We start from the raw sequence: 16915 nt of genomic DNA, 5'->3' as shown, positions 1-16915 counted from the left end.
TCCGGTCGGCGTGGCGCTCTCCGGCTGTGATCGCCGGTGCGTGGCGCGACCGCCGGAACGAGCGACGAGCGCCGCGATTCGAGATCGCGACGCTCGTCGAACGGGCCGTCCGGGATGGTTACAACTGTGCGAGGCTGCCCGCGTACATCTGCTCGATCTGTGCGGAGAAGTTGGTCTCCACGCTGCGGCGCTTGATCTTCATGGACGGCGTGATCTCGCCGTCCTCGATGGTCAGGTCGCGCGGCAGGATGGCGAACTTCTTGACCGTCTCCCACCGGTTCAGCTTGCCGTTCAGCTCCTCGATGTAGCCCGCGACCAGCGCCTGCGTCTCCTTCGCCGCCACGATCTCCGCGTAGCTGCCGGAAACACCTTCGCCGGCGGCCCAGCCCTTGATCGCGTCCTCGTCGAGCGAGATCAGCATGGTCACGAAGTTGCGGGCCTGGCCGACGACGACCGCCTGCGAGGTGTACGGGCAGATCGCCTTGAACTGGCCCTCGATCGCCGACGGCGCGATGTACTTGCCGCCCGACGTCTTGACCAGGTCCTTCTTCCGGTCCGTGATCTTGAGGAAGCCGTCGGCGTCGAGTTCGCCGATGTCGCCGGTGCGGAAGAAGCCCTCCTCGGTGAACGCCTCCGCGGTCTCCTTGGGCAGGTTGTGGTAGCCGCGCATGACCGGGGCGCCGCGCAGCAGGATCTCGCCGTCGCTGTCGATGCGGCATTCGAGGTCGGCGAGGGCCTGGCCGACCGTGCCGAGCTTGAGCTTGCCCATCTTGTTGACGAAGTTGGCCGCGCTCGACTCGGTCAGGCCGTAGCCCTCCCGGATCGGCAGGTTCGCGGCGGCGAAGAACTCCGCGATGTCGGGGCTCAGCGGCGCGGAGCCGGAGACCAGCACCCGCAGCCGGCCGCCGAGGCGCTCCTGGAGCTTGCTGAAGACGAGCTTCTCGGCGACCGCGTACTTGGCCTTCAGCGCGGCGCCGACCGGCTTGCCGGCCTGCTCGAGCGCGACCTTCTCCTTGCCGATCCCGACGGCCCAGCTGAAGATCTTCGCCTTGGCGCCGCCGGCGGCGAGCGCGGTCGTGACGGTCTTGTTGTAGACCTTCTCGAAGATGCGGGGGGCCGCGCACATCAGCGTCGGCTTGACCACGGCCAGCATCTCGACGAGCTTGTCGACGCGGCCGTCGACGTAGGTCGGCACGCCCACGTGGATTATTCCGCAGACCAGCGTCTTGCCGAACGAGTGCGACAGCGGCAGCCACAGGTACTGGAGGTCGGACGACGCGAACAGGCCGGTGCCGAGCTGCGCGACGCCCTCCCAGGTCCAGCCGCGGTGCAGCAGCTGCACGCCCTTGGGGCGGCCGGTGGTGCCGGAGGTGTAGATCAGCGTCGCCAGGTTGTCGGGTCCGACGCTCTCGACGATGCGGTCCACCAGGTCCGGCTGCTCGGCGAGCGCGGCGCGGCCCCGCTCCTCCAGCTCGGCGAGGGTGAGCTGCGGCGGCGTGGCGCCGGCGTCGGCCGTACCGTCGATCAGGATGGTGTGTGTGACCGCGGTCTCGAAACCGGAGAGCTTCATCGCCTGTGCGGGGTTCTCCGCCACCAGGATCTTCGACCCGGAGTCGGCGACGATGTAGGCCGCGTCCTCGGGCTCGGTGGTCGGGTAGACCGTCGTGGTCGCGGCGCCGGCGCAGTTGATGCCGAGGTCCGCGAGGATCCATTCGAGCCGGGTGCCGCTGATGATGGCGACCCGGTCCTCGAGACCGATGCCGAGCCCGGCGAGGCCCGCGGCAATCGCGCAGGCGCGCTCGCCGACCTCGGACCAGTTGAGCCATTTGATCGCACTGTCGTCGGCGGTCGGTACTGCGAACGCCTGGTTGTTCGGGGTCGCCCGCACACGTTGCAGGAACATGTCCGGAATCGACCGGTAGGGAACCTCGAGAGCCATCGGGCGCCGCCTCTTTGCGTCTATGGGGGTGAGTTCATGTGACAGCTGAGTTACCGAAGAGTATTGCCAGTAAGCCGCGAGGGCCAGAGCACCCCGCCAGTCAATCTCCGTTCGCCTTCGGAGTGACCTGCGCAACAATCCTACCCGTGCCGATACGGCCGTTTGTGCACCGCATGACCGGGTGTGCCGGTTGCCCGGCGTCCTGGGTGATCCGCGCCGTCCCCGGGCGCTCGCTGCCCCAGGTCGGATTGTTAACAAATTTTGATATGGCCCATTCGATATAGAGGTTCATCAACTCCTTGGCCCTAATCTCTGTAGTCAACGGACCTTTCTCTGGGGCCACGGGCCCGGGACACGTCGGGGTCCGGCAGGCGCGCGAGAGAGGAAGACCATGGCGATTCGACCCCCCCGAAGCGGCCGGTTCCTGGCCGTCACCCTGCTTGTTGCGGCAACGACGACCGCCGCGACGGTGGCGCCGGCGGTGGCGGCTCCGGCCGCCGGGCAGATCAGGCTCGCCGGCACCGCCGACGCGGTGGCGGGCAGCTACATCGTGGTGCTGAAGGACAGCGCCGTGCGCACCGGGACGAACCGCGTCGCCGCCGTCGGCGACAAGTCGGCCGACCTGGCCCGCGGGTACGGCGCGCAGGTGCGGCGGACGTTCGGCGCCGCGCTGAACGGCTTCGAGGCGAACATGAGCGAGGCCGCCGCCAAGCGGCTCGCCGCCGACCCGAGCGTGGCCTATGTGGAGCAGAACCAGCGGGTCTCGCTGCTCACCACCCAGACCGGCGCGACCTGGGGCATCGACCGCATCGATCAGAAGGCCCGCCCGCTGAGCACCACGTACACCTACACCGTCACGGCAAGCAATGTGACGGCGTACATCATCGATACGGGCATCAAGTACACGCACAACGACTTCGGCGGCCGGGCGCGCTTCGGCTACGACGCGGTCGGCTCGGGCGGCGTGGACTGCAACGGCCACGGCACCCACGTCGCCGGCACGGTCGGCGGCACCGTCTACGGCGTCGCGAAGCAGGTCAAGCTCGTCGGCGTCCGGGTGCTCAACTGCTCCGGCAGCGGCACCACCGCGGGCGTCATCGCCGGCGTCAACTGGGTCACCCAGAACGCGGTAAAGCCCGCGGTGGCGAACATGAGCCTCGGCGGCGGCGCTAGCACCACCCTCGACAACGCGGTCGCGAGCTCGATCAGCTCGGGTGTCACGTACGCACTTGCCGCGGGGAACTCGACCGCGAACGCCTGCAACTCCTCGCCGGCCCGGGTCGCCTCCGCCATCACCGTCGGCGCCACCACGAACACCGACGCCAAGGCGTCGTACTCGAACTACGGCACCTGCCTCGACATCTTCGCCCCGGGCTCGTCCATCACCTCGGACTGGTACTCGTCGAACACCGCGACCAACACGATCAGCGGTACGTCGATGGCGTCCCCGCACGTGGCGGGCGCGGCGGCGCTGGTGCTCTCGGCCAGCCCGTCCCTCACCCCGGCGCAGGTGCGCGACAACCTGGTGAACCGGGCCACGACCGGAGTGGTCACCAGCCCCGGCACCGGTTCGCCGAACCGGCTGCTCTACGTCGGAGCCTGATCCCTCGCGAGACGGGGGTGTGGGTGGCTCCGGGCCGCGAGGTCCGGAGCTACCCCTTTGCGGGCGGGAGCCGGTACACCGACACGTGGTCGGTGCTGTCGGCGTCGAAGACCGCGCCGTGCCAGTCGGCGTAGCGGGCCTCGAGCCGCAGGCCGGCCTGCTCCGCGAGCCGGTCGATCTGCTCCGGCCACAGGTAGTGCATGCCGAACGGCTGCAACTGCACGCCGCCCGCCGAGAACGTCACGGTCTGCCGTACGAACGTCTGCGCGGCCCGGTCGTAGCGGTGCAGCCGCAACGACGCGGAGTCCTCGGTGACCGAGACCACCTGGGCCTGGCGCTCCTCGCGCTCGAACTCGGCGAGGTTCGGCACGAACGCCTCGACGACGAACGCGCCGCCGGGTGCGAGCACCCGCGCGACGTTGCGCAGGCAGTCCGCCTGCCGTTCGGCGTCGACCAGGTTGAACAGCGTGTTGAAGACCAGGTAGACCAGCGTGAACGGCCCGCGCACGGCCACGTCGGCCATGTCGCCGATGACCACCGGGAGGTCCGCGCCGCCGGGCTTGGCGCGCAGCTTCTCGACCATCTCGGGTGAGCCGTCGACGCCCTCGACGGCTATGCCCCGCGCGGCCAGCGGCAGCGCGACCCGCCCGGTGCCGATCGCCAGCTCCAGCACTGGGCCGCCGTCGGCCAGCCCGGCCAGGAAGTCCACGGCCGGCGCCGGGTCGGGGTTGCCGGGGGCGTCGTATTTCTCCGCCCACTGCCGGCCGAAGAGCCCGGGATCGTTGAATATCGACATGCCTCCCAGGACAGCAGAGCGGTCCGGCGCGCGGCAAGCGGTTTCCCCGGGCGCCGGCACCCGAGAATGGGCACGTGGACCTGGTCATCAGCCTCGACGGCACCGGCGAGAAGACCGTGCGGGTGTATCGCGCCCTGCGGGCGGCCATCGTGGACGGACGGCTGCCCACGGGGCACCGGCTGCCCGCCACCCGCGCCCTGGCCGCCGACCTCGGGCTGGCGCGCAACAGCGTCGCGACCGCGTACGAGCGGCTCGTCGCCGAGGGCTACCTGGTGTCGCGGGTCGGCGCGGGTACCTACGTCGCGCCCGTACGGGATGCGCCGGCGCCCGCCGCCGGGGCGCCGGCCGATCCGCTGCGCCCGCGGGCCGGCTGGACCTTCACCCCGCTGCCGACCAGCGCCGACCTGCCGCGGCCGCGGTACGACTTCCGGACCGGCATCCCGGACGCGCGGCTGTTCCCGTTCGACACCTGGCGCCGGCTGGTCGGCGCCGAGCTGCGGCTGCGGGCCAACGACCCCGGCGGGTACGCCGAGCCGTCCGGCCACCCGGCGCTGCGCGCGGCGATCGCCCGCTACGTCGGGTACTCCCGGTCGCTGCGGGCCACCGCCTCGGACGTCCTGGTCACCAACGGCACCCAGCACGCGCTCGACCTGATCGGCCGGGTGCTGCTGCGCCCCGGCGACGTCGTCGCGGTCGAGGAGCCAGGGTACCCGCCGGCCCGGCGGCTGTTCGAGTCGCTGGGCGCGCGCGTGGCCGGCGTACCCGTGGACCGCGACGGGCTGGTGGTCGACGCCCTGCCGGCCGCCGCGCGGGTGGTCTACGCGACGCCGTCGCATCAGTTCCCGCTCGGCGCCGCGATGAGCCTGGCCCGGCGGCACGCCCTGCTGGACTGGGCGCGGCGGCGGCAGGCGGCGATCGTCGAGGACGACTACGACAGCGAGTTCCGCTTCTCGGCACGCCCGCTCGAGCCGCTGTACAGCCTGGACACCGCCGGCCGGGTGCTGTACGTCGGCACCTTCTCCAAGACCATGCTGCCGAGCATTCGTACCGGTTTCGTGCTGGCGCCGGCCCCGCTGCGGGCGGCGCTGGTCGCGGCCCGGCAGCTCAGCGACGGGTACGGCCAGGTGGCCGTGCAGGCGGCGCTGGCGCGCTTCATCGACGAGGGTCAGCTGGCGCGCCACCTGCGCCGGGCCGGCAAGGCGTACGCGTGGCGCCACGCGCGCATCGTGGCCGCGCTCTCCGCGGACCCTGACCTCGAGGTCGTCCCGTCCTCCGCGGGCCTGCACGTGACGGCGCTGGGTGCCCGGTCCGCCGAGGTGGTGGCCGCCGCGGCCGCCCGGGGCGTGGCGATCGAGGATCTCGGCGTCTACGGCAGCGACTCGACCGGGTTCGTGTTCGGGTTCGGCGCGATCGACCCGGCGCTGCTCGACGAGGGGCTGGCGATCTTCGGGGCCGTCCTGCGCGACACGTAGAGCACCGCGCCCGCCGCCACCGCGAGGCTGAGCAGCGCGGGCGGCCCGTTGAGCACCATGAGGGCGAGCACCGAGGCGTTCGCGACGCCGGCGCCGCGCCGCGACCACCCGGGCGGCAGCAGCCGCAGCGCGGCCGCGGTCCCGAGCACGTAGACCAGGGTGAAGCAGCCGGTGACCAGCAGCATCAAGGTGTGCAGGTCGAGCGGCAGCAGCACCGACGCGCATCCGGCGAGGGTGACGAAGGCCAGTGACCTGCGCGGGGTGCCGACCATCCGCGCCGGCAGCGCGCCGTCGCGGGTCAGGGCGACGCCGAGCCGCGACGCGTCGGCCAGGTAGGCGTTCACGGCGCCGATGGTGAGCAGCACGGCGACGACCGCGGTGAGCGGGCGGACCGGGCCGCCGACGCCGACCGCCAGCAGGTCGGCCAGGGGCGCGGGGCTGGCGCCGGCGGCCGGTCCGAGGACCAGCACACTGGCCGCGGCGACGGCGAGGTAGAGCACGCCGACGATCAGCACGGCCGCCGCGGTGGCCCGGGGCACGTCGCGGCGCGGGTCGCGGTACTCGCCGGACAGCGACGACACCGCCTCCCAGCCGGCGAAGCCCCAGACCAGGATCGCGGCCGCGGCGCCGACGCCGGCCCAGCCGTGCGGCGCGAACGGGGTCAGGTTGGCGAGGTCGGCGTGCGGCAGCGCCGCCACCACCGCGATCACCAGCAGGCCGGCCAGCGTCGCGGTGAGGTAGAGCTGTACCCGGCCGGAGACGCGCAGGCCGAACCAGTTCATGGCGAAGACGACGGCCATGACGAAGGCGAACGTGGCCAGCACGGTGGCCTGGCCGCCGCCGAGGACGTCGGCGACGTAGCCGCCCGCGAACGCGGCCGCGGCCGGCGCGCCCAGCGGCACGGCGAAATAGAAACACCAGCCGACGGCCGCGGCGGCGTGCGGCCCGAAGGCCAGCCGGACGTACGTGGACACGCCCCCGCCGTCCGGGTAGCGCCCGCCGAGCGCGGCGAAGGTCCCGGCCAGGGGTGCCGAGAGCAGGATGAGGGCGAGCCACGCCAGCAGGGACGCGGGCCCGGCGACGGCCGCGGCGAGCGCGGGCATCGAGATGACGCCGGTGCCCAGGACCGCGCCGACGCAGAGGGCGGTGCCTTGTGCGCGGGACAGCCCGCCGGTTGGTGTCATGCGCTCAACGTAGGGGGAGATTGGCTCCATGTCCGGGCCAATTCGACCCTGTTCGGAGGGGCCAATTCGATCCGTCAAGAGGCGGGGCAGCGCGGCGATGTAATTGTGGACACAATGTAAACCTGTGGCGTTTACCGTTCGGTTCGGCAGGATGGACTGGTAAGGCCGAGACCGTCGGCGAGGACTTACGTCAGGGCGGGGATTTGACCACGAGGGCCAGCCGGGACGTGCTGGGCCGGGGCCTACGCGTGCTCGGCCGCGCTATCCGCACCGAACCCCGGCTCTTCATCGTCGGCACGGCCGGCAGCAGCCTCTTCGGCCTCCTGGTCATCGCCAACGCCTACCTGGTCGGCGCGGTCACCGGCCACGTCGTGGTGCCGGCCTTCGCCGACCACCGGGTCGGCGCCGCCGAGCTGTGCCTGGTCGCCGCCACGTTCATCGGCCTCTCACTGCTGCGGGTGGCGAGCATCTTCGGCCGCCGCCTCGGCGCCGGCTACATGCAGTTCCGGCTACAGGCCCGCTACCGCAGCGCCGTCACCCGCCGCTACCTGGCCCTGCCGCCCGCCTGGCACCAGCGGCACGCCACCGGCACGCTGCTGTCGAACGCCAACTCCGACGTCGAGGCCGCGTTCGTGCCCATCGCGCCGCTGCCGTTCGCGGTCGGCACGCTGGTGATGATCGCCGCCGCGGTCGTCTCGCTCTTCTTCACCGACTGGGTGCTGGCGCTTGTCGGCGTCTGCCTCTTCCCGGCGCTGTTCGGCCTCAACCTGGTCTACTCGCGGCGCATGTCGCCGCGGCAGATCCGCGCACAGCAGCTGCGGGCCCGGGTCAGCGCGGTCGCGCACGAGAGCTTCGACGGCGCGCTTGTGGTCAAGACGATGGGCCGCGAGGCCGACGAGTCGCGGCGCTTCGCGGTATACGTCGCCGAGCTGCGCGACGCCCTGATCTCCGTCGGCCGGCTGCGCGGCCTCTTCGATCCGCTGATGGACAGCCTGCCCAGCATCGGCACCCTCAGCGTGCTCCTGCTCGGCGCCTGGCGGCTGGAGGCCGGCGCGATCACCGTCGCCGAACTGGTCAGCGTCGCCTTCCTCTTCACCGTGCTGGCCTTCCCGATCCGCGCGATCGGCTGGGTGGTCGCCGAGCTGCCGCGCAGCGTGGCGGGCTGGGAGCGGGTCCAGGCGGTGCTCGGCGCCGAGGGCGACCTCGCCTACGGCTCGTCCGCACCCGCGCGCACCGGCCCGGCGGCGCTCACCTTCGACCGGGTCTCCTTCTCGTACGGCGGGAGCGCCGAGGTCCTGCACGACGTCTCGTTCACCGTCCCGGCCGGCCGGACCGTGGCGCTCGTCGGCGCGACCGGCGCCGGCAAGTCGACGATCGCCTCGCTCGCCGTTCGGCTGGTCGACCCGGACAAGGGAACGGTCCGCGCCGACGACACCCCGCTGCCGGAGCTCAGCGTCGCCGCGCTCGCGGCGACGGCCGCGCTCGTGCCCCAGGTGCCGTTCGTCTTCGACGACACCGTGCGCGGCAACGTGACCCTGGACCGCGACGGGCTGGGCGACGACGAGGTCTGGTCGGCGCTGCGCACGGCGCAGGCCGAGGGCTTCGTGGAGAAGCTGCCGGACGCGCTGGACACCGCCGTCGGCGAGCGCGGCACCTCGCTCTCCGGCGGCCAGCGGCAGCGACTCACCCTGGCCCGCGCGCTCGCGGGCCGCCCGCGGCTGCTGGTGCTCGACGACGCCACCAGCGCGGTCGACCCGCGCGTCGAGGCGGCCATCCTCGCCTCGCTGCGCGACCGCGACGCCGGCGCGTCCATCCTGGTCGTCGCCTACCGGCGGGCCACCATCGCGCTCGCCGACGAGGTGGTCTTCCTGGAGAACGGCCGGGTCGTGGCGACCGGCACCCATCACGACCTGCTGGCCACCGAGCCGGGCTACCTCAACCTGGTGACCGCGTACGAGCAGGCCGACGCCGCCCGCGAGGACGAGAGCGTGACCGCGTGAGCGACGTCCTGCTGGAGAAGCCCGAGCCGGGCACTTTCGCGACCGTGCGGCGCGGGATCGCGCTCTCGCCCGAGCTGCGCCCGGGCCTGATCGGCACGCTGGCGCTGGCGGTGCTCTCGATGTCCGGCCGGGTCGCCGTGCCGATCGCCGTCCAGCAGGCCATCGACCGGGGCATCCGCGCGCCCGGCGGCCCCGACCTCGGGGTGGTCGCCGTGATCGTCGGCCTCACGTGTGCGATCCTCGTCGTCTCCACCGCCTGCGGGTACGCGATGACGCGCCGGCTCTTCACCGTCAGCGAGACCGCCCTCGCCGCGCTGCGCGGCCGCACCTTCCGGCACATCCACGACCTGTCGATGCTGCACCAGCAGTCCGAGCGGCGCGGATCGCTGGTCTCCCGGGTGACCGGCGACGTCGACCAGATCACCCAGTTCCTCCAGACCGGCGGCGTGATGCTGCTGCTCAGCTCGGGCCAGCTGGTCGTGACGACCGTCGTCATGCTCGTCTACTCGTGGCAGCTCGCGCTGGTGGTCTTCGCCGCGTTCCTGCCGGCCGTGATCGTCATCCGGCTGTTCCAGAAGCGGCTCGCGGGCGTCTACCGGATCGTGCGCGAGCGCACCGGCACGATGCTCGGTGCGGTCGCGGAGAGCGTCGTCGGCGCCACGGTGATCCGCGCGTACGGCGTGGCCGGGCGCACCGAGCGGCGCCTGGACGACTCGATCGGCAGCCTGCGGGTCGCCCAGCAGAAGGCCCTGCGTACCAGCGTGGTCAGCTTTTCCACCGGCGAGATCGCCGCCGGGGTCGCGCTCGCCGCGGTGGTGGTCGTCGGCGTGCTGTTCGGCGTCGACGGTGGCCTGACCGTCGGCGAGCTGACCGCGTTCCTGTTCCTGGTGACGCTCTTCATCCAGCCGGTGCAGATCGCCACCGAGGTGCTCAACGAGGCGCAGAACGCGGTGGCGGGCTGGCGCCGGGTGCTCGACGTGCTCGACATCGATCCGGACGTGTCCGACCCCGACGCGCTGGGCGTTCCGCTGCCGCCCGGGCCGCTGTCCGTGCGCTTCGCCGACGTCTCCTACCGCTACCCCGGCGGCCCGGTCGTGCTCGCCGACGTCGACCTGGAGATCGCGGCGAGGACCAAGGTCGCCGTGGTCGGCGAGACCGGCAGCGGCAAGACCACGTTCGCCAAGCTGCTCACCCGGCTGATGGACCCGGCGGCGGGCGAGGTGCTGCTCTCGGGCACGCCGCTGACGTCGGTGCGGTTCACGTCGCTGCGCTCGCGCGTGGTGATGGTCCCGCAGGACGGCTTCCTCTTCGACGCGACCGTGGCGGAGAACATCCGCTTCGCGGAACCGGCGCTGACCGACGACGACCTCGAGATGGCCTTCGCCGGGCTGGGGCTCGCCGACTGGCTGGCCGGCCTGCCGCAGGGCCTGGAGACCCCGGTCGGCGAGCGCGGCGAGGCGCTCAGCGTGGGTGAGCGCCAGCTCGTCGCTCTGGTACGGGCGTACGTCGCGGATCCGGACCTGCTGGTGCTGGACGAGGCGACGAGCGCGGTCGACCCGGCCACCGAGGTGCGCCTGCAACGGGCCCTGGAAACCGTCACCCGGGGCCGGACCACGGTGGCCATCGCGCACCGGCTCTCGACCGCGCAGTCCGCCGACGAGGTGATCGTGGTGGACGCGGGCCGCGTCGTGCAACGCGGCCCACACTCCACGCTCCTGCTGGACGAGGACTCCATCTACGCCAAGCTCTACGCCTCGTGGCTGGAGCAGACCCGCTGACTCAGCGGGCGTAGAACTCGACTACGAGCTGCTCGTCGCAGATCACCGGTACCTCGGAGCGCAGCGGCTTGCGGATCACCGTGGTGCGCAGCTCCTCGACGACGGTGGACAGGTAGGGAGCCGTCGGGCCGTCGAGGTGCGCGCCGGTGGCCGCGATCTGGAACGGCGGCTTCTGCCGGCTGCTCTCCCGGACCTCCACGACCTGACCGGGCTTGAGCCGGTACGACGGGCGGTCGACCTTGCGGCCGTCGACGGTGAAGTGGCCGTGCGCGACGAGCTGGCGTGCCTGGTAGATCGTGCGGGCCAGGCCGGCGCGCTGCACGGTGGCGTCGAGGCGGCTCTCCAGCAGCTGGACCATGTTCTCGCCGGTCTTGCCCTCCTTGCGGTGCGCGTCGTCGTACGCCTTCCGCATCTGGGCCTCGCTGATGTTGTACTGGTGGCGCAGCCGCTGCTTCTCCAGCAACCGGACCTGGTAGTCCGAGGCCTTGCGCCGCCCCCGGCCGTGCACGCCGGGCGGGAACGGCCGCCGCTCGAAGTACTTGACGCACTTGCGCGTGAGTGGAATTCCGAGAGCCCTCGACAGCCGGGCCTTGGGTCGGGAGTTGTTCACGGGCGATCTCACTTCGTTTTCGGGGTGCTGTACGGTTAGCCTCACCTTACTAAGGCAAGCCTAACTGGTGCCCGGAGGTACCCGACATGCAGCCCACCCACGCCGAGGTCGCCCGCACCCTGGCCGCCGGCCACCTGCCCGCCACCGCGCACATCGCGTGCCGGCAGGGCCCCTACCCGGTGCGGCACGTGACCGACAGCCAGGGGCGGGTGCTGCTGCTCTCGCCGAGAAACGGGGCGCTGACCACCGCGTTGCGGCCGGCCGACGGCGTCGACGACACCGCGCTCGTGCTCGACATCAGCGACCTGCCGCCGGTCGCCGGCGCACCGTCGCTGGGCCGGGTCTGGGTCGCCGGCTGGGCCGTCGCGCTCACCGGCGACGAGGCCCGCGCGGCCGCGCTCGACTACGCCGACACCGACGCGGCGCCCGACCTGCTCGACGTCGGGGACACCCAGGTCCTGCACCGGATGGACGTGGCGGAGGTGCGCTACGAGCGCAACGGCGTGCTTGTCGACGTCGACCCCGACGACTACGCGCTGGCCGCCCCGGACCCGCTGCGGACGATCGAGTTCGACCTGATCGCGGACCTCGCCGACCACCACGTCCACGAGATGGCCGTCTACGTGCGCCGCCAGCTCGGCCCGGCCGCGCGCGAGGGCGACGAGCCCCGGGTGGTGCGCCTGGACCGGTACGGCTTCGTGGTCCGCCTCGGCGCCCGGCTCGCCCGGCTCTCCTTCCCGCGCCCGGTGTCCGACCGCCACGACCTGGCACACCTGCTGCACCCGGTGCTCTGCCACCGCTGCACCGCCGGCCAGGAGGCGGCCTGACCGGCCCGGTGCGGGTACCGCGCGATGATTCGGTGATGCGGCCGTTGCCCTATGGCTATTCCCATGACACCCGTGGTGACGGTGTCACCGTCACCAAGCGGTACCGGGGTCTGTTCGCGCACTCGCGCAGGTCCGCGGAGCGGCTCGTGCTTACCAGATTGGCGGGCGGCGACGTACCGGTTCCCGGCCTGATCGCCGAGCCGGCCGGCGCGCTGTGCATGCGGCACGTTCCCGGCACGCACGGCCAGGAGCTGATCCGGGCCGGGCACGCGGCCGCGGTCCTGCGTTCGTGCGGGCAGACGCTGCGCCGGATCCAGGCCGTGGACGCCTCGGCCGTCTTCGACGGCGTGCCGCCGGGCGCGGCGGTGGTCGTGCACGGCGACTACGGCCCCAACAACATGCTCTTCGACCCGGTCAGCTTCGGCGCGGCCGCTGTGCTCGACTGGGAGTGGGCCCACCCGGGTGAACCCGTGGAGGACCTGGCCTGGTGCGAGTGGATCATTCGAATGCACCACCCGGACGTCGTCGGCGAGCTCGGGTCGCTGTTCATCGGCTACGGAGATCGTCCGAGCTGGCGCCGGCGGCGGGCGGCCATGCTGGCCAAGTGCGAAACGATGCTGGCGCCGCCCCGGCCCGATGGGGACACCTCCCCGGGCGCGCGCCGATGGCGCCGGAACCTCGAGATCACCGGCGCCTGGACGGAGTGACGCCGACGGGCAGGCTCAGTGGCCGTCGCCGGTCTCGAAGACGCCCGGTAGGTCGCCGGTCAGGTAGCGCTGCACGTTGGGGCCGATCGCCGCGACCAGCTGCTCGGTCGGCGCGGACGCGACCGGCTCGACCCTGAGCACGTAGCGGACCACCGCGAGCCCGGCGATCTGGGTCGCGACAAGTGCCGCCCGGGTGGCGGCCTGCGCCTCGTCGATGCCCAGCTCGGCCACGGCCCGGCGCAGCACCTGGGTGACCACGAACTCGCGCATCAGCCGCGCCGTCCACTCGTTGCTCAGCGCGGAGCGGAACAGCGCGACCGCGGCGGCGCCGGCCGGCGAGTCCCAGACTCCGAGGACCAGCCGCACCAGCCGCTCACCGGCCTCCTCGGGCGGGCCGGCCATCGCCTTCGGGATGACCTCGGCCGGGTCTATCGGCGAGTTCATGCTCGCCAGGAAGAGCTTCTCCTTGGTGCCGAAGTAGTGGTGCACCAGGGCGGGGTCGACCTGGGCCTCGCCGGCGATGGCCCGGATCGAGGCCTTGTCGAAGCCCCGCTCCGCGAAGACCTTGCGGGCGGACTCCAGGATGGACTGCTTGGTGTCCTGGTTTCCCGGACGCCGCCCGCTGCGCCGTACCAAAAACGCTCCTCGGTCAGGGGGTGCGACGCCGCAGCGTCGCCGCGGCCAGGACCAGCGCGATGATCGCCGCGCCGGCCACGACCGTCAGGCCGCGCCACATCGTCGTGGTGGGGTCGGGGTGCGCGCCGACCTCGGCCAGCGCCTCGACGGCGTACGACAGCGGAAGGACGTCCGCGACCGCCTGTAGCCAGCCCGCCATCTGCTCCCGCGGCACGAACAGCCCGCAGAGCAGCAGCTGGGGAATGACCACCACCGGTAGGAACTGTACGGCCTGGAACTCGGTGCGCGCGAAGGCACTGCAGAACAGCCCGAGCGCCACCCCGAGCACGGCGTTGACCACGGCGATCAGCACGACCAGCCCGACATTGCCGGCCGTGTCGAGCCCGAGCAGCAGGAACGCCGCCGCGACCGCGACGCTGGCCTGCACGGCGGCGGCGAGCCCGAACGCGAGTCCGTAGCCGAAGAGCAGGTCCAGCTTGCCGAGCGGGGTGGTGAGCAGCCGCTCCAGCGTGCCGGTGGTGCGTTCGCGCAGCATCGCGATGCTGGTCACCAGGAACATGATCACGAACGGGAAGACGCCGAGCATGACCAGCGCGATCCGGTCGAAGGTGCTGCCCGCGTTGTCGAACATGAAGTAGAGCAGGGTGAGCAGGACGGCCGGCACCGCGATCAGCAGGCCGACGGTGCGCCGGTCGTGCCGAAGCTGCCGCAGGATGCGGCCGCACGTCGACAAAGTGATCCGAAGGCTCATGCCATCCCCTCCGCTGGCGCTCCGGCGATGCCATGAGTTTTGGACTGAGTTGATGATTCGCTCGCAAGCTCGCTCATGCCGTCGCCTCCGCTGGCGCTCCGGCGATGCCATGAGTTTTGGACTGAGTTGATGATTCGCTCGCAAGCTCGCTCATGCCATCGCCTCCTGCTCGCTGTCGCGGATCAGGCGCAGGAACGCCGCCTCGAGGTCGTCGGTGCCGGTCGCCGTGCGGATCGCGGCGGGGGAGTCGTCGCCGATCAGCCGCCCCTCGCGGATGAGCAGCAGCCGGTCGCAGCGCCCGGCCTCGTCCATGACGTGACTGGAGACCAGCAGGGTCGTGCCCTCGGCGGCGAGGGCGTGGAACTTCGCCCACAGGTCGGCCCGCAGCACCGGGTCCTGGCCGACGGTGGGCTCGTCGAGCACCAGCAGCCGGGGCTTGCCGATCATCGCGCAGCCGAGCGACGCGCGGCTGCGCTGACCGCCGGAGAGGTTGCCGACCAGCTGGCCGGCGGCGTCGGTCAGGCCGACGTCCGCGATCGCGGTGTCCGCGTCGGCGGCCGACAGGCCGTACAGCGAGGCGAAGTACCGCGCGTTCTCCCGGACGGTGAGGTCGGCATAGACGCTGGGCGCCTGGGTCACGTAGCCGACCGTGCGCCGCAGGGCGGCCGATCCGGCCGGCTCGCCGAGCACGGTGACCGTGCCGGACTTGACGATCTGCACACCGACGACCGCCCGGATGAGCGTCGTCTTCCCGCTGCCGCTCGGGCCGAGCAGGCCCACGACGCTGCCGGCCGGAACCGAGCAGTCGATCCCGTGCAGCACGCGGCGTCTGCCCCGATCGACCACGAGGTCCCGGACCTCGATGGCGCTGGTCATCGCGCCTCCTCCAAGAAATCATCGAATGTTGATTTCAACGCTAGATGAATTCTTCGCGCAGGGCAATCGGGTAACCGTCGGCCGGGTACGGGAAATGACAGAAGCCGCGCTCCCCGGGAGGGGGAAACGCGGCTTCCGCGGGTTTTGCGGTGCTCAGAGGGCGAGGATGCGGTCCAGGAACTCGCGGTAGCCCCGCATCGACATGCGCATGCTCTCGGTGTCCGGCGTGCCCGTGCCGCGCAGCGGATCGAGATCGTCGCGCTCCGCCAGCATCGACTCGGTCAGCTCATGCACGGCCTCGGTGAGCAGGTCGTGCGCCCTGGTCAGCGCGGCGACCGGGTCGTCGACGAACTGCGCCTTGATCTCGTGCCACTCGGCGCGGAACTGCTCGCTGGCGGCCTCTTCCCAGAAGGTGATCGAGGTCTCGCGCACGTCACCGGGGCGCAGCGGGGTGTCGGAGGCGTCGGCCTCGGCGGCGGCGCGGGCCGCCCGCCGGCCAACCGGCGCCTCGACGGCGTCGTCGAGGCTCGCGGCCCGGCGCGGCGCCGGGGTCCGGTGTTCCTCGTCGTCGAGGCCGCGGCGGCCGCCCGGGGGACTGACCGGCACGGCCGCGCTGCCGGAGGCTCCCGCCCGGGGCCCGGCCGTCGCCCAGCCGGTCGGCTCGAGCCGGGTCGGGGTGTGGTCCGTGGCGAGCGTGTGCGGCACGGACCGGGTGGCCTGCGACTGCTCGGGTGCGGCCGGCGGCGCGCTGACCGGGCGGCTGGGCCTTGGCGCGGGAACCTGGGCGGAGCCGGAGGCCGCGGGCTGCGCGCTGACCGGGCGGGGCACGGCCGGCGGCCGCGTGGACGCCGCGGCACCGGGCAGCGGCGCCGCCGGGTCGAGCGGGTGCGCCGGGTCCAGCGGGTGTGCCGGGTCCAGGGGGTGCGCCGGCGCGGCCGGCTCGGCGACCGGGCTGCTCGCCGGTGCGGAGCCGGAGGCCTGCGGCGCGAACGGCGACGCGGCGAACGGCGTGTCGGCCGCCCCGCCCTCCTCGGCCGGCGCGAACGGCGACCGGGGCGCGGGCGGGCCGTCGTCGCCGCCCGGGGCGAACGGGGAGCGCGACCCGGGCACGGGCCGGGCCGAGCCGCCGGCGGGCGCCTGGCCGTTGGTGATCGGGGCGCCGCCGTGCCGGGGCCCGGCGTCGCCGTTTCGGTGGCCGTTGGTCTCGACCGGCGCGAAGCCGACCTGGTTGCCCCACCGGGAGCCGTTGGCGCCGCTGAGCAGCGCGTCGGCCGGTCGGCGGGAACCGAGGGCGACCATCTGGGTGTCGCTGGTCAGCGCCGGGTGTGGCCGGCCCGGCGCGAACGGGTTCGGTGCCGGCTCGTCGGACCCTTGCTGATCATCTTGCGGCTGGGACTGCTGATCGCTCACCTGCGGGTGCTCCCCGGTCGGGCCGGCGGCGCCGGCTTGCTGGTCGGAGGTGGGCGCCGTGGCGGCGCCGCCGGAGGTGTCAGACACGTCCGGATCCTCATCGGACTGGCGCTGGGCCGGCGCGGCCGCACCGTGCACCGGCCAGAAGCGGGCGAGGCCGCGCGCCTGGCGGTTGTGGTCGGGCTCGGACGTCGGCTCCATCGGTCAAGACTCCCGTTTCAGTTACGGCACGATCCGCGCCGGGGGAGACCGGGCGGCCGGCGGGCGCGGCACCCGGGCAGGCGGCGCACGACGACGGTACCGTCATCCGCCGCCCGGTCACACCC

The 16915-nt window shown here is 72.7% G+C and carries 14 protein-coding genes; 6 read left to right on the top strand and 8 right to left on the bottom strand.

Going from position 1 to position 16915, the window contains the following annotated elements; translation table 11 throughout:
- Positions 1 to 118: 118 nt before the first annotated feature.
- Positions 119 to 1939, bottom strand: a complete 1821-nt coding sequence (locus BJ971_RS29820; protein ID WP_184996486.1) for an AMP-dependent synthetase/ligase — start codon at positions 1937 to 1939, stop codon at positions 119 to 121.
- A gap of 391 nt (positions 1940 to 2330) precedes the next feature.
- Here BJ971_RS29820 and BJ971_RS29815 point away from each other — a divergent pair, with 391 nt between their 5' ends.
- Positions 2331 to 3542 (top strand): S8 family peptidase, encoded by a 1212-nt coding sequence (locus tag BJ971_RS29815; protein ID WP_184996485.1) that lies wholly within the window; start codon positions 2331 to 2333, stop codon positions 3540 to 3542.
- Between the two features lie 49 nt (positions 3543 to 3591).
- Here the strand turns inward: BJ971_RS29815 and BJ971_RS29810 are convergent, their stop codons facing one another.
- Entirely contained in the window at positions 3592 to 4338 is a 747-nt protein-coding gene (locus tag BJ971_RS29810) for a class I SAM-dependent methyltransferase (RefSeq protein WP_184996484.1), read from the bottom strand.
- A 74-nt stretch (positions 4339 to 4412) separates the two neighbouring features.
- On the opposite strand from BJ971_RS29810, the gene pdxR reads away from it, so the two are divergent.
- On the top strand, positions 4413 to 5810 hold the full coding sequence (pdxR, locus tag BJ971_RS29805) for a MocR-like pyridoxine biosynthesis transcription factor PdxR (RefSeq protein ID WP_184996483.1): 1398 nt from the start codon (positions 4413 to 4415) through the stop codon (positions 5808 to 5810).
- Here pdxR and BJ971_RS29800 read toward each other — a convergent pair.
- Positions 5705 to 6994 (bottom strand): APC family permease, encoded by a 1290-nt coding sequence (locus BJ971_RS29800; RefSeq protein ID WP_184996482.1) that lies wholly within the window; start codon positions 6992 to 6994, stop codon positions 5705 to 5707. The genes pdxR and BJ971_RS29800 overlap by 106 nt on opposite strands.
- A gap of 227 nt (positions 6995 to 7221) precedes the next feature.
- On the opposite strand from BJ971_RS29800, the gene BJ971_RS29795 reads away from it, so the two are divergent.
- Together BJ971_RS29795 and BJ971_RS29790 are read left to right on the top strand one after the other, a co-directional pair.
- Complete coding sequence (locus BJ971_RS29795; RefSeq protein WP_184999181.1) at positions 7222 to 8994, top strand: ABC transporter ATP-binding protein; 1773 nt, start codon at positions 7222 to 7224, stop codon at positions 8992 to 8994.
- A complete protein-coding gene (locus BJ971_RS29790; protein WP_184996481.1) occupies positions 8991 to 10772 on the top strand; it encodes an ABC transporter ATP-binding protein in 1782 nt (593 codons plus the stop codon). Before BJ971_RS29795 ends, BJ971_RS29790 begins: the two co-directional genes overlap by 4 nt.
- A gap of 1 nt (position 10773) precedes the next feature.
- Here BJ971_RS29790 and rpsD read toward each other — a convergent pair whose 3' ends face one another.
- A complete protein-coding gene (rpsD, locus tag BJ971_RS29785) occupies positions 10774 to 11382 on the bottom strand; it encodes a 30S ribosomal protein S4 (protein WP_184996480.1) in 609 nt (202 codons plus the stop codon).
- An 86-nt stretch (positions 11383 to 11468) separates the two neighbouring features.
- Between rpsD and BJ971_RS29780 the strand changes: the two genes are divergently transcribed.
- Positions 11469 to 12209: a DUF2470 domain-containing protein gene (locus BJ971_RS29780; protein WP_184996479.1), complete on the top strand. Its 741-nt coding sequence runs from the start codon at positions 11469 to 11471 to the stop codon at positions 12207 to 12209.
- A 146-nt stretch (positions 12210 to 12355) separates the two neighbouring features.
- Positions 12356 to 12916, top strand: coding sequence for a phosphotransferase (locus BJ971_RS29775; protein WP_203709252.1), 561 nt, complete (start codon positions 12356 to 12358; stop codon positions 12914 to 12916).
- A gap of 15 nt (positions 12917 to 12931) precedes the next feature.
- Here BJ971_RS29775 and BJ971_RS29770 read toward each other — a convergent pair whose 3' ends face one another.
- The 4 genes from BJ971_RS29770 to BJ971_RS29755 form a co-directional block, all read right to left on the bottom strand.
- A complete protein-coding gene (locus tag BJ971_RS29770) occupies positions 12932 to 13552 on the bottom strand; it encodes a TetR/AcrR family transcriptional regulator (protein WP_184996477.1) in 621 nt (206 codons plus the stop codon).
- Positions 13553 to 13565: 13 nt separating this feature from the next.
- Positions 13566 to 14303 carry an ABC transporter permease gene (locus BJ971_RS29765; protein WP_184996476.1) on the bottom strand — a complete coding sequence of 246 codons (738 nt, stop codon included), beginning with the start codon at positions 14301 to 14303 and terminating at the stop codon, positions 13566 to 13568.
- 150 nt (positions 14304 to 14453) lie between these two features.
- A complete protein-coding gene (locus BJ971_RS29760) occupies positions 14454 to 15179 on the bottom strand; it encodes an ABC transporter ATP-binding protein (protein WP_184996475.1) in 726 nt (241 codons plus the stop codon).
- A 153-nt stretch (positions 15180 to 15332) separates the two neighbouring features.
- Positions 15333 to 16790: a hypothetical protein gene (locus BJ971_RS29755; protein ID WP_184996474.1), complete on the bottom strand. Its 1458-nt coding sequence runs from the start codon at positions 16788 to 16790 to the stop codon at positions 15333 to 15335.
- Positions 16791 to 16915 lie beyond the last annotated feature (125 nt).

The organism is Amorphoplanes digitatis, from assembly GCF_014205335.1.
Lineage (GTDB): Bacteria > Actinomycetota > Actinomycetes > Mycobacteriales > Micromonosporaceae > Actinoplanes > Actinoplanes digitatus.
The sequence above is the reverse complement of the archived record's forward strand: the minus strand, read 5'-3'. Positions and strand labels throughout refer to the sequence as shown.